The 21,795-nt window shown below is 70.8% G+C and carries 17 protein-coding genes and 1 pseudogene; 8 read left to right on the plus strand and 10 right to left on the minus strand.

The window, feature by feature from the left end; translation table 11 throughout:
* Positions 1-31 precede the first annotated feature (31 nt).
* A complete protein-coding gene (locus VH914_07220) occupies positions 32-1,675 on the plus strand; it encodes an NAD(P)/FAD-dependent oxidoreductase (protein ID HEX4490980.1) in 1,644 nt (547 codons plus the stop codon).
* Positions 1,672-2,844, plus strand: coding sequence for an aromatic ring-hydroxylating dioxygenase subunit alpha (locus VH914_07225; GenBank protein HEX4490981.1), 1,173 nt, complete (start codon positions 1,672-1,674; stop codon positions 2,842-2,844). Before VH914_07220 ends, VH914_07225 begins: the two co-directional genes overlap by 4 nt.
* On the opposite strand, the gene VH914_07230 is transcribed toward VH914_07225, so the two are convergent.
* Together VH914_07230 and VH914_07235 are read right to left on the minus strand one after the other, a co-directional pair.
* Positions 2,841-3,248, minus strand: coding sequence for a PPOX class F420-dependent oxidoreductase (locus VH914_07230; GenBank protein HEX4490982.1), 408 nt, complete (start codon positions 3,246-3,248; stop codon positions 2,841-2,843). The two genes, VH914_07225 and VH914_07230, sit on opposite strands and share 4 nt — an antisense overlap.
* A 10-nt stretch (positions 3,249-3,258) precedes the next feature.
* A pseudogene (locus tag VH914_07235) lies at positions 3,259-3,363 on the minus strand (DUF664 domain-containing protein).
* Between the two features lie 157 nt (positions 3,364-3,520).
* On the opposite strand from VH914_07235, the gene VH914_07240 reads away from it, so the two are divergent.
* The 3 genes from VH914_07240 to VH914_07250 all read left to right on the plus strand — a co-directional run bounded on the left by VH914_07240 (position 3,521) and on the right by VH914_07250 (position 7,216).
* Entirely contained in the window at positions 3,521-4,915 is a 1,395-nt protein-coding gene (locus tag VH914_07240) for an aspartate aminotransferase family protein (GenBank protein ID HEX4490983.1), read from the plus strand.
* 85 nt (positions 4,916-5,000) lie between these two features.
* Complete coding sequence (locus VH914_07245; protein ID HEX4490984.1) at positions 5,001-6,593, plus strand: NAD(P)/FAD-dependent oxidoreductase; 1,593 nt, start codon at positions 5,001-5,003, stop codon at positions 6,591-6,593.
* A gap of 95 nt (positions 6,594-6,688) precedes the next feature.
* Complete coding sequence (locus VH914_07250) at positions 6,689-7,216, plus strand: SET domain-containing protein (GenBank protein HEX4490985.1); 528 nt, start codon at positions 6,689-6,691, stop codon at positions 7,214-7,216.
* A gap of 58 nt (positions 7,217-7,274) precedes the next feature.
* Here the strand turns inward: VH914_07250 and VH914_07255 are convergent, their stop codons facing one another.
* The 5 genes from VH914_07255 to VH914_07275 form a co-directional block, all read right to left on the minus strand.
* The gene (locus VH914_07255) at positions 7,275-8,627 is read right to left on the minus strand and encodes an aspartate aminotransferase family protein (protein HEX4490986.1); all 1,353 of its coding nucleotides are present in this window, start codon (positions 8,625-8,627) and stop codon (positions 7,275-7,277) included.
* Complete coding sequence (locus tag VH914_07260; GenBank protein HEX4490987.1) at positions 8,624-9,928, minus strand: aminotransferase class III-fold pyridoxal phosphate-dependent enzyme; 1,305 nt, start codon at positions 9,926-9,928, stop codon at positions 8,624-8,626. The genes VH914_07255 and VH914_07260 overlap by 4 nt, the downstream gene beginning before the upstream one ends.
* The gene (locus VH914_07265; GenBank protein HEX4490988.1) at positions 9,925-11,502 is read right to left on the minus strand and encodes an aldehyde dehydrogenase family protein; all 1,578 of its coding nucleotides are present in this window, start codon (positions 11,500-11,502) and stop codon (positions 9,925-9,927) included. The genes VH914_07260 and VH914_07265 overlap by 4 nt, the downstream gene beginning before the upstream one ends.
* 10 nt (positions 11,503-11,512) lie before the next feature.
* Positions 11,513-13,159 (minus strand): thiamine pyrophosphate-binding protein, encoded by a 1,647-nt coding sequence (locus VH914_07270; protein ID HEX4490989.1) that lies wholly within the window; start codon positions 13,157-13,159, stop codon positions 11,513-11,515.
* A gap of 126 nt (positions 13,160-13,285) precedes the next feature.
* The gene (locus VH914_07275) at positions 13,286-14,749 is read right to left on the minus strand and encodes an aldehyde dehydrogenase family protein (GenBank protein HEX4490990.1); all 1,464 of its coding nucleotides are present in this window, start codon (positions 14,747-14,749) and stop codon (positions 13,286-13,288) included.
* A gap of 112 nt (positions 14,750-14,861) precedes the next feature.
* Here VH914_07275 and VH914_07280 point away from each other — a divergent pair, with 112 nt between their 5' ends.
* Positions 14,862-15,725 carry a MurR/RpiR family transcriptional regulator gene (locus VH914_07280; GenBank protein ID HEX4490991.1) on the plus strand — a complete coding sequence of 288 codons (864 nt, stop codon included), beginning with the start codon at positions 14,862-14,864 and terminating at the stop codon, positions 15,723-15,725.
* 57 nt (positions 15,726-15,782) lie between these two features.
* On the opposite strand, the gene VH914_07285 is transcribed toward VH914_07280, so the two are convergent.
* Entirely contained in the window at positions 15,783-16,349 is a 567-nt protein-coding gene (locus VH914_07285; GenBank protein ID HEX4490992.1) for an RNA polymerase sigma factor, read from the minus strand.
* A gap of 43 nt (positions 16,350-16,392) precedes the next feature.
* Positions 16,393-18,090, minus strand: coding sequence for a M14 family metallopeptidase (locus tag VH914_07290; protein HEX4490993.1), 1,698 nt, complete (start codon positions 18,088-18,090; stop codon positions 16,393-16,395).
* Positions 18,091-18,156: 66 nt separating this feature from the next.
* Between VH914_07290 and ilvD the strand changes: the two genes are divergently transcribed.
* The gene (ilvD, locus tag VH914_07295; protein HEX4490994.1) at positions 18,157-19,845 is read left to right on the plus strand and encodes a dihydroxy-acid dehydratase; all 1,689 of its coding nucleotides are present in this window, start codon (positions 18,157-18,159) and stop codon (positions 19,843-19,845) included.
* A 9-nt stretch (positions 19,846-19,854) separates the two neighbouring features.
* Here ilvD and VH914_07300 read toward each other — a convergent pair whose 3' ends face one another.
* A complete protein-coding gene (locus VH914_07300) occupies positions 19,855-20,772 on the minus strand; it encodes a hypothetical protein (GenBank protein ID HEX4490995.1) in 918 nt (305 codons plus the stop codon).
* A gap of 148 nt (positions 20,773-20,920) precedes the next feature.
* On the opposite strand from VH914_07300, the gene VH914_07305 reads away from it, so the two are divergent.
* Complete coding sequence (locus VH914_07305) at positions 20,921-21,793, plus strand: DNA-formamidopyrimidine glycosylase family protein (GenBank protein HEX4490996.1); 873 nt, start codon at positions 20,921-20,923, stop codon at positions 21,791-21,793.
* Positions 21,794-21,795: the final 2 nt, after the last annotated feature.

A 21,795-nucleotide genomic window follows, 5' to 3' on the forward strand; every position in this document is an offset into this window, starting at 1 on the left:
GTGCGCTTCGAGCGCCGGAGGTCGCAGCCGCATGACGAACAGCCGTTACGACGCGATCGTGGTCGGTGGGGGGCACAACGGTCTCGTTGCGGGCGCGTACCTCGCGCGTGCAGGCCTGCGCACCGTCGTGCTCGAGGCGCGCGACGACATCGGTGGCGCGGCGCGCACGGAGCAACCGTGGGGACCTGAGTTCAAAGTGACGGCGCTCTCGTACGTGATGAGCCTCATGCCGCCGACGATCATCAAGGATCTGTCGCTCGAGCGCCACGGCTACCACGTGCTGCCGATGGGTCCGTCGTACATCGCGTTCCCCGACGGCCGTTCGATGCTCCTGCACGACGAGCCGAGCCGCAACATCGACGAGGTGTCGAAGTTCTCACGGCACGACGCCGCGAACCTCGCCGACTACGAGGCGTGGCTGGCCGGCCTCGCCGACGTGCTCGGGCCGTTGCTGCTCACGACACCGCCGAAGCTCGGCTCGCGCCACCCGCGCGATCTCGTCGACCTGTTGCGCCTCGCGTGGGGAGTGCGCGGGCTCGACGTCCGCACGACCGCGGAAGCGACGCGCCTCATGACGACGAGTATCAGCGATCTGCTCGCGCGCTGGTTCGAGTCGCCCGAGCTCAAGGGCGTGCTCGCCGTGAACGGCATCATCGGCACCTGGGCCGGACCCGACGAGCCCGGCACCGCCTACGTGATGGCGCACCACTCGATCGGTGACGTCGGCGACGGCCACCTCGGTTCCTGGGGCTACCCGATCGGCGGGATGGGCGCGGTGTCCGAGGCCATCCGGCGCGCCGCGGTCGAGCTCGGCTGTGAGGTCCGCACCGGCGCGCCGGTCGAGGAGATCACGGTCGCGAACGGCAAGACGCGCGGCGTCGTGCTGAAGAACGGCGAGGTGCTCACGGCCGACACCGTCGTCGCCGCGACACATCCGCAGATCACGTTCCTGCGGCAGATCGCGCGGTCGGAGCTGCCGGCCGACTTCGTGCGCGACCTCGAGGCGTGGCGCAGCCGCAGCGGCGTCGTGAAGGTGAACGTCGCGCTCTCGGAGCTGCCCGACTTCATCGCCGATCCCGGCACCCAGATGCACGAGCGCTACACCGGCGCCGTCGAGCTGTGTCACTCGCTCGAGTACCTCGAGCGCGCGTTCCAGGACGCGCGCGAAGGGCGCGCGGCGACGCGCCCGTTCTCCGACGGCGTGATCCCGTCGACGCTCGACCCGTCGATCGCGCCCGACGGCATGCACGTGATGTCGTTGTTCACGCAGTGGGTGCCGCACGAGTGGGCCGGCGAGTCGCACGCCGCGGAGCTCGAGTCGTACGCCGACCGCGTCGTCGACGGCTACACGGAGCTCGCGCCGAACTTCAAGCAGTCGATCGTGCACCGCCAGGTGATCGGACCGTACGAGATGGAGCACGAGTACGGGCTCATCGGCGGGAACATCTTCCACGGCGAGCTGTCGGCCGACCAGCTGTTCCATCTGCGGCCGGCGCCGGGGTACGCCGACTTCACGACCCCGGTCGACGGGCTGTACCAGTGCTCGTCGGCGACCCACGGCGGCGGCGGTGTGACCGGCATTCCCGCGCTGCTCTGCACGCGCCGGATCCTCGGCGACATGAAGCGCGCGCAGTGGAAGAACCGGCTGCGCCTCCGTGGGAGCATGGCGGGATGAGCAGCAACGGTGCGGTCGCACCCGCGCCGGTCGATCCGGAGTTGCTGCGGCGGGTCCTCGACCCGACGGGCAGCGGCCGCATGCTGCCGCGCGAGGCGTACACCGACGACGCGGTGCTCGCGTGGGAGCGCGAGCAGTTCTTCGCGCGCACGTGGCTCTGCGCGGGACGCGTGAGCGACCTGCGCGAGCCCGGTGAGCGTCGCGGCGCGCGGGTGGCGGGCGAGGGCGTGCTGCTCGTACGCGATGCCCGCCGTCAGCTGCGCGCGTTCGCGAACACGTGCCGTCATCGCGGCCACGAGTTGCTCCCGTGCGGCGCGACCGCGAAGCGCAACGCGATCCACTGCCCGTACCACGCGTGGACGTACTCCCTCGAGGGCACGCTTCAAGCGACGCCGCGTTTCGACCCGCCGCCGGGCTTCGACCCGTCGGAGAACGGGCTCGTGCCGCTGCGCGTCGAGGAGTGGAACGGCTGGGCGATGGTGAACCTGTCGGGCGACGCGCCGCCGCTGTCGGAGCACGTCGGCGCGCTCGACGATCTCCTCGCGAACTATCAGTGTGCGGATCTCGTATCGGGTGCGATGCACGAGTACGAGATGGCCGCGAACTGGAAGCTGCCGATCGAGAACTACCACGAGTGCTACCACTGCCCGGCGATCCATCCCGAGCTATGCGTCGTGAGCCCGCCGACGAGTGGCGACAACTACACCCTGCCGGGAATGTTCGTCGGCGGCACGATGGATCTCGAGCCGTTCGCGACCACGATGTCGATGGACGGTCACAGCGCGGCGGCGATCCTGCCCGGTCTCGACGCGCGGCAGCGCCGTGAGATCGTGTACATCGGCCTGTTCCCGAACCTGTTGATCAGTGCGCACCCTGACTACGTGATGACGCATCGCATCGACCCGATCAGCCCGTCGACGTCGTTCGTCGAGTGCGAATGGCTGTTCGCGGCCGAGTCGGTGCAGGACGACGCGTTCGACCCCGCGTACGCGGTCGACTTCTGGGACGTCACGAACCGGCAGGACTGGTCGGCGTGCGAAGGCGTGCAGCGCGGCCTCACGTCGCGCGGCTACCGCCCCGGCCCGTTCGCGGCCCAGGAGGACGCCGTGCAGCAGTGGGTCACGCTGGTCGCCCGCTCCTACGTCGCCGGCGCATTGCAGCCCATCTAGCCGAAGGTGTTGACCGTCTCCGGTTCGATGGTGATGACGTAACGCACGGTGCCCGGCGGGTCGTGGCTCGTGACGTCGTCGTCGTACTTCGCGCCGACCTTCTTCTGCAGGACCAGATCCTTGTCGAGCGCGATCGTCGCGGTGCCGCGGATCTCGATCGTGCGATACGGGTTCTCGGGATCCATCACGAGCAGCGTGAGCCGCGGATCGGCCTGCAAGTTCCGGACCTTGCGCCGATCACCCGTCGACGTCATCTTCACCTTGCCGTCGTCGTCGAGGAGGTACCAGATCGCGGTCGACTGGAGCTGCCCCTTCGGCGTGACCGCGCTCAGGACCGCGACGTGTGCCGCTTCGAGCAGGTCACGGTGCGATGCGGGATACGGCGAATCGGAGGGCACGGTCATCCTCTTCTGCTCACGGTCGCATGATCTTTCCGTCGAGGAGCTCGCGGGTGGCGTCCGCGTGTGCGGCGTGGTGCGCAGTCTCCTCGATCAGGTGCGGCACCGCCCACCGCAGGTCGAACGGCTCCTCGAGCCCGAGCGACCCCGGCCGCGGCCGGCCGGGGTCCTTGCCTCCGAGGCCCGATCTCGACTACGTTACTGACTGATGAGTCAGTAGGAACCGTCTGACCCATCAGTCAGTAGGGGCCCCCGGGTTTCCGGAAGAAGGTGGACTGATGGCCCTCATGAATGCACTGCCCGTCACGGACGAGGCGGTGCTGAGCGGGCTGATCGAGGAACAGGAACGCCGCTTCTGCGACCGGATGCCCCGGTCGGAGTGGATGCTCCGAGAGGCGAGGGGAGCGCTCGCCGGCGGAGTGGCATCGAGCTGGCAGGCGGCCCCACCCCGGGCGGTGTGGCTGACCCACGGCCGGGGCTCGAAGGTGTACGACGTCGACGGTCACGAGTACGTCGACCTGCACAACGGCTTCGGCGTGATGCTCGTCGGTCACGCGCATCCCGCGGTCGTGCACGCGGTGCAGGACCGCGTGACGCTCGGCACGCACTTCGCGCAGCCGACCGGCGACGCGATCGTCGTCGCTCGCGAGCTGGCCCGTCGCTTCCTCCTGCCGCTGTGGCGCTTCTGCAACTCCGGCACCGAAGCGACGATGAGCGCGATCCACCTCATGCGGACCGCGACCGGTCGGGATCGCATCCTGAAGGTCGAGGGCACGTACCACGGTCACCACGACGCGGTGCAGGTGTCGGTGTACCCGGACCTCGAGGATGCGGGTCCTCCCGGTCATCCCGCGTCGGTGCGCGAGCACGACGGTGTCCCCGCGGAGGTCGCGCGGCTCACGGTCGTCGTGCCGTTCGGCGATCTCGAAGCCGTCGAGCGCGCGCTGCTCGAGTATCCCGACGAGATCGCCGGCATGATCATCGAGCCGACGATGATGAACATCGGCATCATCGAGCCGCCCGACGGCTACCTCGCGGAGCTGCGCGCGCTGTTGCACCGCCACGGTGCGTACCTCGCGTTCGACGAGGTGAAGACCGGCCTCGCGGTCGCGCCCGGCGGGATGGTCGAGCGCTCCGGCGTCGTCCCCGACATCGTGTGCCTCGCCAAGGTGCTCGGTGGCGGTCTGCCGTGCGGCGCGATCGGTGGTTCGCACGAGATCATGCGCCTGATCGAGGACGGCCGCTACGAACAGGTCGGCACGTTCAACGGCAATCCGCTCACGATGGCCGCGGCGCGCGCCACGTTGCTCGAGGTGCTCACGCCCGACAACTACGCGTGGCTCGACACGTTGCGTGCCGCGATGGTGCGCGGCGTCAACGACGTCTTCGACCGCTACCGGATCCCCGGTTACGTGAAGGCGCTCGGCGCGAAGGGCTGCATCATCTTCTCGGCCACGCCGTTGCGGAACTACCGCGACTTCGCCGCGTACGACGACCGGTGGGGTCATGCTCACTGGCTCGTGCAGCACAACGGCGGTGTGTTCCTGCCGCCGTGGGGCAAGGGCGAGCAGTGGACGCTGTCGGTGCAGCACACCCTCGACGACGTCGAGCGGTTCGTCGCGAACCTCGAGACGTTCGCGACGTCGGTGCGCGGCGCCGGCGAGAGACTCTGAGAGGCCATCCGATGGCGTCGCCATGCAGCGGGCGCAGCGACCGTGCGGCGCGCGGCAAAGCCGTGAAGCGCATGCGGACACGACCGTGAATACCGTCGCCGACGTGTTCGGCGAGGTCGGCCTGCCAGCACCCATCTCGGAGCTCGCGGCGCGCGAGTGGGATGCGATCGTCGTCGGCGGCGGGCACAACGGGCTCACCGCGGCCGCGTATCTCGCGCGCGCGGGGAAGTCGGTGCTCGTGCTCGAGGCGCGGTCGCGTCTCGGCGGCGCGTGCACGCTCGAGCGCCCGTTCGACGACCGCGGCTACGTCGTGAGCCCCTGCGCGTACGTCGTGGGCCTGCTCGACCAGCGCGTCGTCGACGAGCTGAGCCTGCGCAAGTACGGCTACAACGTGTTCGTCGCCGACCCCGGCATCTGGTGCCCGTTCGACGACGGCACCTCGTACGTGCAGTTCCTCGACCACGAACGCACGGTCGCCAACCTGCGCGACAACGGGTTCAGCGACGCAGAGATCAAAGGTCAGTTCGAGTACGAGGCGTTCTTCGACTCGATGCGGCGCGCGCTGCGCGAAGGCCGGCGCGACGCGTGGGAGGGCGACGCGCCGACGCGCGCCGAGCTCGAGGAGCTGCTCGGTCACGATGCCGACATGGTCGACGCGCTGTTCGACGCGTCGATCGCCGACGTGATCGATCGCTTCTGTCACGACGAGCGCATGCGCACCGCGCTCTACGGCCAGGGCGTGATCGGTGCGTGGGCGGGGCCGCGCGATCCCGGCACCGCGTCGATCAAGCTCATGCACTTCTCGGGCGTGCTCGAGGGTGTGCCGATGGCGTGGGGCTACGTCGAGGGCGGGATGGGTCGCATCTCGTTCGCGATCGCGGAGTCCGCGCGCGCGGCGGGCGCGGTGCTCGTCGCGGGCGTGCCCGTCGGCGAGATCCTGCCGGGCGAAGGCGTGCGGCTCGCAGGTGGTGAGCTCGTGCGCTCCCGCGTCGTCGTGTCGAACGCGGATCCGAAGGTCACGACGATGCTGCTCGGCTCGGCCACGCCGGCGGACCTGCGCGCGAAGGTCGACACGTGGCGCGTGCAGAGCCCGGTGCTCAAGCTGAACTGCGGGCTGTCGCGTCTGCCGACCTGGACCGCGGCGCCGGGCGAGGACTATCCGTGCCGCGCGCCGGTGTCGATCGCGCTGCCGCTCGACGAGGCCCAGGCCGCGTTCGAGGCGTGCACGCGCGGCGTGCCGAGCCCGGGCTTCGCGGAGCTGTACTTCCAGAGCGCGTACGACCCGACGGTCGCGCCGACCGGCAAGCACACGATGAGCGCGTTCGTGCAGTACGCGCCGTACACGCTCGACGCCGGCGACTGGGACTCGCGTCGCGACGAGATCGGCCAACGGGTCGTCGACCTCATCGGTCGCTTCTCGCCCGACATCGGCGACTGCGTCGAGGAGATCGACGTGCTCGGCCCGCCCGACATCGAGCGGCGCGTCGGCCTCACCGGCGGTCACATCTTCCAGGGCGAGTGCACGCCCGACCAGATGTGGACCGCGCGCTTCGCGCCGCGTACCGGCGCCGACGGCGTGTACCTCTGCGGCGCGGCGACGCACCCGGCCGGCAGCGTCATCGCGCTCAACGGCCGCAACGCCGCGATGGCCGTGCTCGCCGACCTCGACCGTCGTTAGTGGTACTGCGTTCGCGGGCCATGACGCGATAACGCAGTACCACGGGCGTCGCGCGGCGGCCGATAACCTCCCCGGTCCGTTCCGAGGAGGTGACGATGGTCTCCACGTCCTACCTGACATCCCGTGCGGAGCTTCGCGACGCGGGCCACAAGGGCAAGGGCGTCTTCGCGACGGCGCCGATCGAGGCGGGCACGACCGTCGCCGGCTTCGGCGGCCGCATCGCGTATCGCCGTGACTTCGAGCTGCTCGACGAGCACGAGCGCACCCACTCGATCCAGATCGACGATGACCTGTTCCTCGTCACCGCCGGAGAGTTGGAGCCCGCGGACTACGCCAACCACTCGTGCGAGCCCAACGCCGGCATCGTCGGCAACGTGCTGGTGGTGGCGATGCGCGACATCGCGCCGGACGAGGAGATCTGCTTCGACTACGCGATGTGCGACGCCGACGACTACGACGAGTTCGTGTGCGCGTGCGGCACCGCGAGCTGCCGCGGCGTGATCACCGGCGCCGACTGGACGCGCCCGGAGATCCAGGAGCGCTACGGCGGGTACTTCTCGTCGTACATCGCCCGCCGCATCGCGGCGTCGGCGACGCCGAGCCTCCGCCGCCAGACGCACTGACGGCGAGCGCGTCCGGTGGTACTGCGCTGCCGCCTCATCGCCCGATTGCGCAGTACCACTACGCGGGGGAGACCTCGGTGATCGCGTCGGCGAGGGTCGTGACGATCCGGTCGATCTGATCGGTTGTGACGACGAACGGTGGCCCGAGGAGCACGACGTCGCCCACCGTGCCGTCGGCGCAGCCGGTGCTCGGATAGACGAGCAGCCCGCGATCCTTCGCGGCACGCGCGACGCGCTCGGCGACGCGTGCCGAGCGCCGGAACGGTGTCTTCGTGTCGCGGTCGGCGACGAGCTCGATGCCCGCGAACGGGCCGAGACCACGCACGTCGCCGACGATGTCGAGGGACGCGATCTTCGACGCGAGCATCTCGTGCAGCCGTCGCCCGGCCGCGTCTCCCTGCTCGATCAGATCGCCGTCGCGCAGGCGACGCAGAACCGCGTGCGCGACCCGCGCGCCGATCGGGTGGTGCGACCACGTGAAGCCGTGGACGAACCCGCCACCCGATTGCACCGCGTCGTGCACCTCGCCGCTGGCGATCGTGAGCCCGAGCGGCCACGCGCCGCTCGACGCGCCCTTGCCTGCGACGAGGATGTCGGGCCGTACGCCCCAGTGGTCGCACGCGAACCAGCGCCCGGTCCGCCCGAATCCGGTCATCACCTCGTCGGCGATCAGCAGCACGCCGTGCGACCGGCAGACCTCGACGATCGCGGGCCAGTAGTCGGCGGGCGGGACGCACGCGCCGAGTGCGGCGCCCGCGATCGGCTCGGCGACGAACGCGGCGACGTGCCCGGCGCCGATCGAGTCGATGGTCGCGTCGAGCTGCTCGGCGAGCTGCGCGCCCGTCGCGGTGTCGCGGTACGGATAGGCGGGCGCGACGTGCGTGGTCTTGCCGAGCCACGGGAGGTACGGCGCGCGCGCCGGGTCGCGTCCCGACACGTCGAGCGCGCCGCGGCTGTTGCCGTGGTACGAGCGCCGACGCCCGATGACGATGTGTCGGCCCGGTCGCCCGTTGGCGAGGTGATACGCGCGCGCGAGCTTCAGCGCGCTCTCGATCGCCTCGCTGCCGCCGCTGACCGGATAGACGCGCGCGTCGTCGACGGGAACGAGCGGTGCGAGCTCGCGCGCGTACTCCTCGAGCGCCGCACTCGTGAACTGCGTCGCGTGCACGTAGTCGAGCGCGACGTCGTCGGTCGCCGCGGTCCGCAGCGCGTCGAGGACCGCAGGGTCGCGATGTCCGACGTTGACCACGATCGCGCCGCCGCACGCGTCGAGATAACGCCGGCCGTTGGAGTCGACGATCTCGCAACCCGCGGCGTCGACCGCGACCGGCAGGTCGTCGCCGCGCACGAAGACCGCGCTGTCTCGCTCGCTCCGCGCGCGCCCTTGGCCGCGTGGGAGGGAATCCGTCATGCGCGCGCGGGTGTCGCCTCCGTGATCGCGGCCTCGAGGAGCTCGAGCGCGAGGTCGGCCTGGGGTTCGCTCACGACGAGCGGCGGCGCGAGTCGCAGCGCGGCCTCGCCCGCCGTCAGCACGAGCAGTCCCTTGCGGAACGCGGCCTGCTCGACGGCCTCGGCGACATCGTGCGACTCGAAGTCGATGCCGATCATCAAGCCGCGACCGCGCACGGCGCGAATCTGCGGGCACCGCGCCTGCATCTGCGTCAGCGCGCCGAGTAGATGCTCACCGACGCGCGCCGCGTTCTCGGCGAGCGATCCCTCGACGAGGTCGAGCGTCGCGAGCGCGGCCGCGCACGCAACCGGGTTGCCGCCGAACGTCGAGCCGTGCTTGCCCGCGCTCCATGTGCGCATGAGCTCGCCGCGCGCGATGACGGCCGCGAGCGGGAGCCCGCTCGCGAGACCCTTCCCCGCGAGGATGACGTCGGGCTCGATGTCCTCGTGCTCGACCGCCCACGTGCGACCGGTGCGACCGATGCCGCTCTGCACTTCGTCGGCGACGAGCACGATGCCGTGCTCGCTGCAGATCGCGCGCAGCTCCGCGAGCCAGCCCGCGGGCGGCACGATGTACCCGCCCTCACCCTGGATCGGCTCGACGACGATCGCGGCGACGTCGCTCGGCTCGCTCAGGTGCGAGAAGATCACACGCTCGATGTAGCCGGCTTCGCCGTACGGCGCGTGGTACACGCCCGGCATCGCCGCACCGAATCCTGAGCGGTACTTCGCCTTGCTCGCGGTGAGCGAGAGGCTGCCGAGCGACCGGCCGTGGAACGATCCGAGGAACGCGATCACGTTCGGCCGTCCGGTCGCGTAGCGCGACAGCTTGATCGCGGCTTCGACGGCCTCGGTGCCCGAGTTCGCGAGGAACACGCGCGGGTCGTGCACCGGCGCGCTCGCGCCGAGCCGCTCGCACAGCTCGACGTAGACCGGGTGGTACCAGTCGCTCGAGCAGTAGTGCAGCAGCGTGCGTGACTGCCGTTCGATCGCGTCGACGACCTGCGGATGGCAGTGTCCGGTCGAGGTGACCGCGATGCCCGCGTTGAAGTCGAGGAAGCGGTTGCTGTCGACGTCCTCGACGACCATGCCTCCGGCCCGCCGCGGCACGAGCGCGTAGACGCGCCCCATCGACGGGCTGACGATCTGGCGGTCGCGCTCGATGACGCGCCGCGCTTCCGGGCCCGGCAGATCGGTGACGAGGTGCGGGACGCTCGCGGTCGCGAGGTCGAACGGCACCTCGCTCAATTGGATCGCGCTCATGGCGTGCTCGTTTCTGCGACGACGGTACGGGACTGCTCGCGGAGGTATTGCTGCAGGTAGTACGGCCCTCCGCCGGCCTTGCCGTTGGTGCCCGACCCCTTCCAGCCGCCGAACGGCTGGACGCCGGGCCACGCGCCGGTGGTCGCACCGGCGCGGCGGTTGACGTAGACGACACCCGCGTCGACCTCGTTCAGGAAACGGTCGACATCGGTCCGATCTTCGCTGAAGAAACCCGCGGTCAAGGCGAACGAAGTGTCGTTCGCGAGCGCGAACGCCTCGTCGAGCGAATCGACGGGCGCGACCGCGATCAGCGGCACGAAGAGCTCGGTGCGCCACAGGTCGCTGTCGCGCGGCACCTCGACGACGGTGGGCTCGACGTACTTGCCGCGCGCGAAGTCGCCGTCGACGAGTCGGTGGCCGCCGACGAAGACCTGGCCGGTACTTCGCGCTTCGTCGACCGCGCGTTCGAAGCGCGCGACGGCGTCGTCGTCGATCACGGGACCGAGGTACACGCCGCGGTCGAGCGGATTGCCGACCGCGATCGCGCGCGTGCGCTCGACGAGCGCTTGGACGAACTCGGAGAAGACGCTGCGGTCGACGTACGCGCGCGACGCCGCCGAACACTTCTGCCCGGAGAGCCCGAACGCGGAACGCATCGTTCCCTCGGCAGCCGTCGCGATGTCGGCCTGCGCGGCGACGATCACCGGGTTCTTGCCGCCCATCTCGCAGATGACCGGCTTCGGATACGCCGTCGCGAACGACTTGTAGACGCCCATGCCGGTCTCGTACGAACCGGTGAACGTGAGGCCCGCGACCCGGGGGTCGTTCACGAGCGCGGCCCCGACGGTCTCGCCGGGTCCGCTCACCGCGTGCAGCGCGTCGGTCGGCACACCCGCTTCGTGCATCGCGGCGACCGTCATCAACCCCGTGAACACACCCTGTTCCGACGGCTTCAACACCGCCGTGTTGCCGGCGACGAGCGCGGCGCCGAGCGGTCCGGCCGCGAGCGCCATCGGGAAGTTGAACGGCGAGATGACGGCCCACACGCCGTACGGGCGCATCACATCGCTCGTCACCTCCTGCTCGGAGAGCCGGCCCATCGGCATCGCGAAGCCGTCGTGCTCCTGCATCTGATGGCAGTAGTAGCGGATGAGGTCGGCCGACTCCTCGACGTCGCCGAGCGCCTCGAGGCGGTTCTTGCCGACCTCCATCGCCATCAGCGCGGCGAGCGCGTTGCGGTGTTCCGAGATCTGGTCGGCCGCGCGCTCGAGGATTGCGACGCGCTCCTGCCACGGTCGCGCGGCCCACGCCGGGAACGCCTCGCGAGCGGCGGTGACCGCGTCGCGCACGTCGTCGTCGGAGGCGTGCGCGAACGTTCCGATCACGAGCTCGTCGTCGATCGGCGAGCGCTCTTCGTACGCCTCACCCGGGCGGCCCTCGCGGTGCTCGCCGTTCACGAGCGAGTCGTGGCTCTCGCCGAGCCACGTGCGCGCGGTCGCGATGCCGTCGTCGTACGCGCGGTGGAGCGCGTCGTCGTCGGCGCTCAGGGTCGCGTAGGTCACGCGGAATGCCATCGTGGCTCCCTCAGGCCGTCGGGCGCGGCGCGTTGAGCGGCCAGCGCGGGGAGGTGGTGTGCGGGGGAACCAGGCGGGCGGACACGTGGATGACGCGCGGCTCGCCGCTCGCCGCGGCCTTCTCGAGCGCGCGCTCGTAGTCGTCGCCGAGCCCGTCGACGCGCTCGGCCGCGATGCCGAAGCCGCGCGCGACGTCGACGAAGTCGACCGCGGTGAGGTCGCAGCCGTTGTGCGGGTCGTCCTCGTGACCCCAACGCAGCATGCCGTAGCCACCGTCGTCGACGATCACGGTTGTGAGCGGCAGCCGCTCCTGCGCGACGGTCGCGAGCTCGCCCAGCGCGAAGAGCACGCCGCCGTCACCGACGACTGCGACGACCGAACGTTCCCGGCCGACCGCGACCGCGGCGCCGATCGCGGCAGGAAAGGCGAAACCGAGCGTTCCCCACCCCATCGGATAGTGGAGGCCGCGCGCCTGCTCGACCGGGTACTGCCCCGAGAGCCAGTAGCCGGGGATGCACATGTCGGCGAACACGACGGAGTCGTCGGCGAGCGCGGCGCGCGTGTGGTCGACGAACTCGAGCGCGGGCGCCATCTCCGTGTCGGCGCGCAACGCGTCGCGCGCGGCGCGGGTGACCGTGGCAACGTCGATCCACGGCTCGCGTGCCGTGACTCCGTGCGCGAGCACGCGCAGCGCGGCGGCCGCGTCGGCTTCGATCACGACGTCCATGTCGTAGTTCTTCGTTGCGTCGATCTCGTCGACATTGATCGCGGCACGCGCGCGGGGGAGCGGCAGCTTCCAACCCATCGTGTTCATGTGGTCGAGGTCGCTGCCGACGACGAGCACGAAGTCGGCCGCTTCGATGAGCTCGGTGACCGCGGGCTCGTGCGGCGGCGCGCCGACGAGCCGCGGATGGGTCGCCGGAAGCACGCCCCGCGCCTGGAACGACGCGATCACGGGCGCGCCGAGCGTGCGCGCGAGCGCGTCGATCTCGGAGCCCGCTTCGCGCGTCCCGCCGCCGATCCAGATCAGCGGTCGCTGCGACCGCTCGATGAGCTGCCGCACCGTCTCGACCGCGTCGGCGGCGACCGCGCGCTCGGGCACCGCCGCGTGCGGCGCGAGCTCACCGAACGACGCGTCGGCGACCGGTGCGCTCAGCAAGTCGGTCGGCACGCCCAGATACACGGGACCGCGCGGCGCCCGCAGCGCACGTGCGAGTGCGTCGCGGACTGCAGGACCGAGCTCGTCGGCCCGCCCGACCTCGACCCGCGCCTTGGTGACGGGCGCGAACAACCCGGCCTGGTCGGTGCACTCGTGCAGTACGCCGCGGTAGGCGCCGGGGCGCCGCAGCGTCGTGGCGATGTCGGACGCGATCACCACGACGGACGAGTGCGACGCCCACGCCTCACCGACGGCGCCGAGCGTGTTGGCCGCGCCGGGACCGGTGGTCGTGAGCGCGACACCCGGCCGTCCGGTCGCGCGCGAGTAGCCGTCGGCCGCGTACGCGCATCCTTGCTCGTGACGCGAACCCACGACGTGGATGCCGGCCTGCGCACACGCGGGCCAGAGCGCGAGGTTGTGCACACCGGGGAGACCGAAGACCGCGTCGACCCCCGCGTCGCGCAGCGCGTCCGCGATCGCGCCCGCTCCCGTCGTCATACGGTGCTCATTCGCTCGCTCATTCGCCCGCTCCACTTCGGGTCGCGGACTCGCCCGCTCGCGGCGAGCATCGACGCTCGCTCCACTCGGCGCCTTCGGCCGCATGACCGGCCCGGTGCAACGGCCTCATACGTCGGTCGCCTCGATCGAGTCGCGGTTGTCGATCTGGGCCTTCTGCAGGCGACCGGAGAAGTCGATGTACACCGACTTCGTCTCGCTGAACTGCTCGAGCCCGCGCCGGCCCGCCTCGCGATAGCCGTTGCCCGTGTGCTTCGTGCCGCCGAACGGAAGGTGGATCTCGGCGCCGATCGTCGGCGCGTTCACGTACACGATGCCGGTGTCGATCGCGTGCACCGCGGTCATCGCGAGGTTCACGTCGCGCGTGTAGACCGCGGCCGACAAGCCGTACTCGCAGTCGTTCACGGTCGCGATCGCGTCCTCGAACGAGTCGATCTCGACGACGGTGAGCACGGGACCGAACACCTCGTTGCGCGTGAGGTACGAGTCGCGCGTCGCACCGCGCACGATCGTCGGCTCGAAGAACGACCCGCCGTCGCAGCCTTCGACCGACACGATGTTGCCGCCGGCCACGAGCGTGTTGCCCTCGCCGAGCCCGGTCTCGACCATGCCTGCGATGCGCTCCGCGGACCGGTGGTCGATGACCGGACCGACGTCGGTTCCCGAGGCGACCGGGTCGCCGATGACGAGCTTCGCGGCGCGCGCCGCGATCGCATCCACGAGCTCGTCGGCGACGTCGCGGTGCACCACGAGCCTCGACGTCGACGTGCAGCGCTGGCCCGCCGTCCCGAACGCACCGAACAGCGCGCCTTCGACCACGAGCTCCAGGTCGGCGTCCGGCAGCACGACCATGGCGTTCTTGCCGCCGAGCTCGAGCGACACGAGGCGAGGCCCGGTCTCCATCGCCGCCGCCGCGACCTTGCGGCCGGTCGGCACCGAGCCGGTGAAGCTCACGGCGCGGATGCCGGGATGCGATGCGATCGCGGCGCCGACCTCGCCGAAGCCGTGCACGACCTGAACGAGCTCCTCGGGCACGCCCGCGTCGGTGCACGCGCGCACGAATTCGACGCAGCATTGCGGCGCGTGCTCTGACGGCTTGATGACGACACCGTTGCCCGCGAGCAACGCGGGGAAGATCTTCCACGAAGGGATCGCGACCGGGAAGTTCCAGGGCGTGATCATGCCGACGACGCCGACCGGATGGCGCGTCGTGAAGCCCATCTTGTTCGGCATCTCGCACGGAACGGTCTCGCCCCACGCGTTACGGCCCTGACCGGCGATGTAGCCGGCCATGTCGATGGCCTCCTGCACGTCGCCGCCGGCCTCGACGAGGATCTTGCCCGCCTCGCGGCTGACGAGCGTCGCGAGCTGCGCCTTGCGCGCCGCGAGCACGTCGCCGATCGCGGTGATCGTCTCCGCGCGCCGGGGCACCGGCACCGCCGCCCACGCGCGCTGCGCGTCGGCCGCGCGCGCGACCGCGGCGTCGACTTCGGCGCGGCTCGAAACGGGGAGCTCGGCGATCACCTCGGCGGGGCGCGCCGGGTTGACACTGGCGAAACGGTCGCCGGCCACGGCGTACCTCCTGTTCCGGAGCGGTCGAAGTATTGTAACGTACGTTCCGAGCGTGTCGTCGGTGCTCCTCGCCGGGGGGAGGTCGACCGGGCGGACGGCTCGGGAGGGACGGATGACTCCGACGACGGGCCGCCGGTCGGTCCTCGACCTGATCGCCGAGGCCGCGAACCGGTTCACGCCGTCGGAGCGCCGGGTCGCCGAAGCCGTCATGGCCGACCCGAAGGTCGTCGCGTTCGGCACCGTCGCGCAGCTCGCCGAGACGTCCGGTTCGAGCGGCCCGACCGTGCTGCGGTTCGCCGCGAAGCTCGGCTTCGACGGCTTCGTCGAGCTTCAGGCGAGCGTGCAGGAGGAGATCGCCGATCAGCTCCGGCCCGCGACGCAGCGCATCCGCGAGCGTCCGCTCAGCGATGTCATCGGCCGCACGCTCACTGCGGATCTCGAGAACGTGCGCACGACGCTCGGTGAGGTCGAGCCCGACGACTTCCGGACCGCCGTCGAGCTGCTCTCCGATCGCCGCCGCCGGATCTTCGTGATCGCGAGCGAAGTGTCGGGCGGTGCGGGACGACTGCTCGCGGGTCAGCTCGACCTCCTGCGCGACGGCGTGCACGAGATCACGGGCACACCGGTGAGGGTGTCGCGCGATCTCGTGCGCATCGAGCAGGACGACGTCGTCGTGGTCGTCGACCTCCGGCGCTACGAGCGCTGGTTGCTGGAGACGACGTCACGCGCGGCCGACACCGGCGCGCGGCTCATCGCGATCACCGACGGTCGGCTGTCGCCGCTCGCCGACCGCGCCGAGATCACGTTCGTCATCGCGGCGCGCGGCGTCGGTCCGTTCGACAGCGCGGTCGGCGCGATGTCGTTGGTGCACGCACTGGTCGCGGCGGTCGCGGCGCGGTTGCGGCGCAGCGCGACCGGCCGGCTCGACGCGGTCGAGGACGCCTGGCGCGCCGGCACCGACCTGGTGGAGCAGTAGCTCCCGTCGGTCCCGTGGTACTGCGTTGCCCGGCGATATGCCGGCAACGCAGTACCACTAAGAGCCGGGAGGGTGCCCGGACGCCTGGATGCGGAGGCGGACGGCCTCGATCGCACGGTGCTGCAGCGCCTTCACCGCACCCGGCGAGCGACCGAGTCTCGCCGCGGTCTGCTCGATGCTGAGGTCGTCGACGATCCGCAGGAGCAACACCTCTCGCTGACCGGGCGCGAGCGCGGCGAGCGCGCCCCGCAGCGCGTGCGCGCCGACCCGCGCGAGCGCGTCGGCCTCGGGATCATCGGGCGCGCGCCAGTGGGTGACCTGGTCGAGCGGGACGGTCAGGCGCCGGCGCCGGTGATGGTCGACGACCCGGTGATGCGCGATCGTGAACACCCACGATCGGAACTGCGACTCGGTGCCCTCGAACCGGGGCAGGTGCTCGAACACCGCGAGGAGCACCTCGTCGACGAGGTCGTCGGCCGCCTCGCGCGCCTGCGCCTGGAGGTAGCGGCGCACGGGGAAGAGCAGCGGCCGGAGCAGGTGCTCGTAGGCCGCCGACCGATCGGGACCCGGCTCCGCCGCGATCGCGAGCGCGTCCGCAAACGTCGAGTCCCCGGACGCGCGCATGCCTTTGTATCGGGCACGCGCGCGAGCGAAGTGAAGCGCGTCGTTATGAAGCTGAGAGCGTGACCGTCGTCCGCACGACGCCGGCGCGCGGATGGCGTGCGGTGATCTCGACCTGCGTGCCGTCGGGCGCGTCGACGACCCACTCGGCCTTGGCGCGATCGGTCGTCGGATCGTTGGCGGATCCGAAGTCCTCGAGCATCGAGCGCGCCCGGTTGCGTCCGGCGAGCTGGCCGAGGTCGATCCGCTCGGTGCCGCTCACGAGCCGCACCCCCGCGGCCGGTGTGATCCGCGCGGTCACGCCGTCGACCAGCTTCTTCTCCGTCGCCTTGGCGGTGACGTTCGTCGGCAGCCAGCCGTCGTTCTCGACCGCGAGCCGGATCCGCCAAGTCGAGTCGGCGAGCCGGTCGACGTCGGCGCTGCGGATGCGAAGCCGCGGCGTGACCAGCGCGGTCCAGATGTGGAAGTCGCTGTGCGGCGCGACCTCCGTTTCCATCAGCTCGGCCGGTGCGTTGCCCCACACGTTGAACCAGTCCCAGCCGCCGATCTCGACCGGACCGAGCTGCGGGTGCTCGAACGGGGTCCACGGCACGAAGCCGCGTCCGCCGAGCGCCTCGTCGTTCCACTTCAGGAGCGCGAGGTCGTCGGCGATCGGATGGTCGGCGAACCAGTCGACGAAGTGGTAGTCGGTGATGCCGGCCTTCGGGAGCGGGCTCCAGAACTCGGTCGTCCACCCGAACACGCCGACGTGCTCGTACGCCCACATGTCGGCCGCGCCGCTGATGACGTCCTTCGGGTCGTAGCGGAACTCGTGGAAGACCGAGATCTGCTTGTAGCCCGTGATCGCCGTCGCGTGCTTGCCGATGTCGTTGTACGCGCGCAGGTCCTCGGTGGGGAACTGATCGTCGGGCCGATCGTCGTAAGGCCGCAGGATCACGGCGCTGAACGTGTGGTGCGCGAAGTAGGCACAGATGTTCGGCCGGTCGACGACGGCCTGCATGATCGTGTGGACCTCGGGCTCTGACGACGGAAACGGACCCGACCCCTGCTGCTCGCCGTTGGTCCGCCAGTTCACGGGGAAGTTGCGGTTGAGGTCGAGTGCGCGCGGCTCACGCGCGTTCGGCACGAGCACGCCGTCGTAGTTGCGGATCGTGCCTTCGGCGAGCAGCCGGTAGTACGGACCCGCACCGTCTTCGTCCGGCGCGCGCGGCACCATCAGGCGCGCGTCCTCGGCCGCGATCTTCCACGCGCCGTTCGGATCGGCGACGCGCATCGACAGGATCCGACCGTCGCCGTCGATGTCGCCCTCGACGAGCCCGTCGGGATCGTCGACGCGCGGCCACCGGCGCACGCTCGAGCGCAGATAGGTCGGCGGCTTCGCGAGCGCGAGCTCGACACCGTCGGGATTCACGCGCGGCACGACGTAGAACGTGCGGGTGTCGACGGCGCGTGTGACGCGCTCGTCCTCACCGTGCTGCGTCACGAGTCGGTGCAGCAAGTGCAGCGCGGCGGTGGACCCGGTGACCTCGGTCGAGTGGATGTTCGCGTCGATCCAGATCGCGGGCTTCTCGTCGTGCGGCCCGGTCGCCGAGTTCGTGATCGTGACGAGGCGGATGTCGCGCCCCTCGTGCGACTTCCCGATGCTCTCGAGGGTCACGAGGTCGGGGCGCGCCGCGGCGAGCGCGTCGAGCGCGGCCATGAGCTCGCCGTACTTGTAGAGCCGGTCGAAGGTGATGCCGTCCATCGTCGCCGAGGCTACCCAGGCCTTCGCCCGGCGGGTCCCGGTGTGCCCGCGCATACGCTCCGGCCCATGGCCGACACTCCCGACATCAAGCACCGCAGCCGCGAGGTCACCGAGGGGCAGGGCCGCGCGCCGGCGCGGGCGATGCTCCGCGCGGTCGGCATGACCGACTCCGACTTCGACCGTGCGCAGGTGGGTGTGGCGTCGTCGTGGAACGAGGTGACGCCCTGCAACATGCCGCTCGACCGGCTCGCGAAGCGCGCGAAGCAAGGCGTGCTCGACGCGGGCGGCTTCCCACTCGAGTTCGTGACGATCGCGATCTCCGACGGCATCTCGATGGGCCACGAAGGCATGCGCGGGTCGCTCGTGAGTCGCGAGATCATCGCCGACTCGGTCGAGTGCGTCGTGCACTCCGAGCGGTTCGACGCGGTCGTCACCCTCGCGGGTTGCGACAAGAGCCTGCCCGGCATGCTGATGGCCGCGGCGCGATTGAACGTGCCGTCGGTGTTCCTCTATGGCGGGTCGATCCTGCCGGGCCGCTGGCGCGACCGCGCGCTCGACATCGTGAGCGTGTTCGAGGCGGTCGGCGCGTGCGCGGCGGGCACGATCACCGAGAACGAGCTCGGTGAGATCGAGCGGCGCGCGTGCCCGACCGAGGGTTCGTGTGCGGGCATGTTCACCGCGAACACGATGGCGTCGATCGGCGAGGCGCTCGGCATGTCGCTGCCCGGCAGCGCGTCCGCACCCGCGGTCGACCGTCGCCGAGACGATGCCGCGTTCGAGAGCGGGCGCGCGGTGATGCGCCTGCTGGAGCTCGACCTCCGGCCGCGTCAGATCATGACGAAGGAAGCGTTCGAGAACGCGATCGCGGTGACGATGGCACTCGGTGGCTCCACGAACGCGGTGCTGCACCTCCTCGCGATCGCGCACGAGGCGCACGTCGAGCTCGAGCTCGACGACTTCAACCGCATCGGCGCGCGCGTGCCGCACATCGCCGACATGAAGCCGCACGGCCGCTTCCACATGGTCGACCTCGACAACATCGGCGGTGTGCCCGTCGTGATGAAGATGCTGCTCGACGCCGACCTGCTGCACGGTGACTGCCTCACCGTCACCGGCCGCACCGTCGCCGAGAACCTCGCCGCGTTGGATCCGCCCGCGGCCGACGGCACGGTCGTGCATCCGCTCTCGGATCCCATTCACGCGATCGGCGGCCTCGCGATCCTCACCGGTTCGCTCGCGCCGAAGGGCTCGGTCGTGAAGGTCGCAGGCATCGACACGATGCGCTTCGAAGGCACCGCGCGCGTCTTCGACGGCGAGGCCGCGGCGATGGAGGAGATCGTCGCCGGAAAGATCGAGCCCGGCGACGTCGTGGTCATTCGTTACGAAGGGCCGAAGGGTGGTCCCGGCATGCGCGAGATGCTGGCCGTGACGGGCGCGATGACCGGTGCCGGTCGCGGTGGCGACGCCGCGCTCGTGACCGACGGCCGATTCTCGGGCGGCACGCAGGGTTTTTGCGTCGGACACGTCGCGCCCGAAGCCGTCGACGGCGGACCGATCGCGTTCGTACGCGACGGCGACCGCATCGTGATCGACGCGGGCGCGCACACGATCGACGTCGACGTGCCCGCCGCCGAGCTCGAAGCGCGCCGCAAGGACTGGAAGCTGCCGGAACCTCTGTACACGAGCGGCTTCCTCGCCAAGTACGCCAAGCTCGCGCAAGGCGCCGAACGCGGTGCCATCACCAACTGGTTCTGACCCGCGCCGTCACCCGCACGCGAGCGCGGTTCGCACCTCCTCGATGAACGCATCGGGATCGTGCACGACCTTGCGCCAGGTCGCGAACACGATCCGGTAGCCGAGGCGCCCGGGCACGCTCCACTTCTCGTGATCGTGCTCGTAGTCGCTCGGGTCGTCGTGCCAGCGCCGCCCGTTGATCTCGACGATGACGCGCGCGCTCCGGAACCCGAAGTCGAAACGGTGCACACGACCGTTCCACTCGAGCGGGAACTCGCGCTCGAAGCCGCACAGGCCGTTCGTCACGAGGAGGCGGCGCGCCTTGACCTCAAGCGTCGATCGTGACGCGTGGGCGGGGTCGAGCTCGCCGAGCAAGCGACGAAGCGCCTTGGTCCCTCGGTGTCCGCGTTTCGCGAACCGGTCGAGGTAGGCGTGAAGCGCGCGAGGCGAGGTGAGACCGCGCCGTCGCAGGTCTTCGCACGCGATCTCCAGCGCCTCGCCGTCGAGCAGATGGGCGAGCGTGACGAGCGTCGGCTCGACGCCCGTCACGGGGAATCCGTGGAACCTCCGCACCATGAGGGCAGCGCGGTTGTGGGCCTCGTGGACGATCACCGCGTCGGATCGCAGCCGAGTTCCGCGCGGCACGATGATCTCGGGCTTCGTCGTGCGAACGCCGTCGGCTCCGTACGTCTCGCCGGCGGATCTGCCCCCGGCAACGGCGAGTGGACCGGCCCAGGCCAGCGCGGCGTACAACCGCTGCGGGTTGGAAGCAGGCACCGCGGTGAACCGATACGTGTCGGGGAGGAAGCGCTCGACCGTTCCGACCTTCGACAGGGTGGCGAGACGCTTGCGGCTGACGCCTTCCGCGACCGCTTCGTTCCCGCGAAACGCGCCGAGCGACGGCGTGCTCGCGGCCGACAGCTTGCCGAGCGGCTCACTTTGCGACATCGGGTATCCCTCCAGGGCACTCACGGTCGCAAGGTGCGGCCGGGCGGCGGTGGGGGAAGCGCGGCGGTGGGGGAAGCGCGGCGGAGGGGTCGACCGCGCGCGGGTCACCGTACGATGCGGGTGCGACAGCAAGGAGACGCGCGGCGCCATGCCGGAGATGTTGGAGGCGGAGGCGGCGCGGGCGTTCTTGGAGGAGCACGCGCTCCGGCGGACGATCGCGCGCGTCGTCGCGCCCGACGCGTGGTACCTGAAGCGCGGGCTCACTGCGGGTGCGGCGGGCGACGCGCTCGTCGGCCGGCAGGTCGTCACCGCGCGCCGCATCGGCAAGCAACTGCTCCTCGACACGGGTGCCAGAACGCGGCAGTCGAACGAGGCGTCAGGAGCGGCGAGCGCCCGCGAGTCGGGTACGCCGCCGAGCAGCGAGTGCGACCGTGAAGGAGGTCCGGTTCTCGGGCTGCACCTGGGCATGAGCGGGCGCGTCGTCGTCGACGGCGAGTCGGCCGGTGACCCGCTGCTCTACGCGAGCAACGCCGAGAACCCGGCGTGGCTGCGGTTCGGTGTCGAGTTCGACGACGGTGGGTCGCTCGCCATGCGTGATCCGCGCCGGCTCGGCGCGGTCGAGCTCGATCCCGACGAGTCGCGTTGGGGACCCGACGCGTCGACCATCGATCGCACAGCACTCGAACGCGCGCTCGCGAAGAGCACCGCGCCGCTCAAGGCGGTGCTGATGGATCAGTCGCGCATCGCCGGCCTCGGCAACCTGCTCGTCGACGAGGTGCTGTGGCGCGCGGGCTTCGACCCCGCGCGCGAAGCGAAGTCGCTCACCGAAGACGATCGCGCCGCGCTCGCGCGCACGATCCGGCACACGGTGCGGGTACTCGGCCGCAGGGGTGGATCACACACCGGCGAACTCCAGGCGTCACGCGCGCGCGGAGGTCGCTGCCCGCGCGACGGCGCCGAGCTCCTACGACGAACGGTCGGCGGCCGGACGACCTACTCGTGCCCGGTGCACCAGCGCTGAGC

This window comes from Acidimicrobiia bacterium (genome assembly GCA_036271555.1).
Lineage (GTDB): Bacteria > Actinomycetota > Acidimicrobiia > IMCC26256 > PALSA-610 > DATBAK01.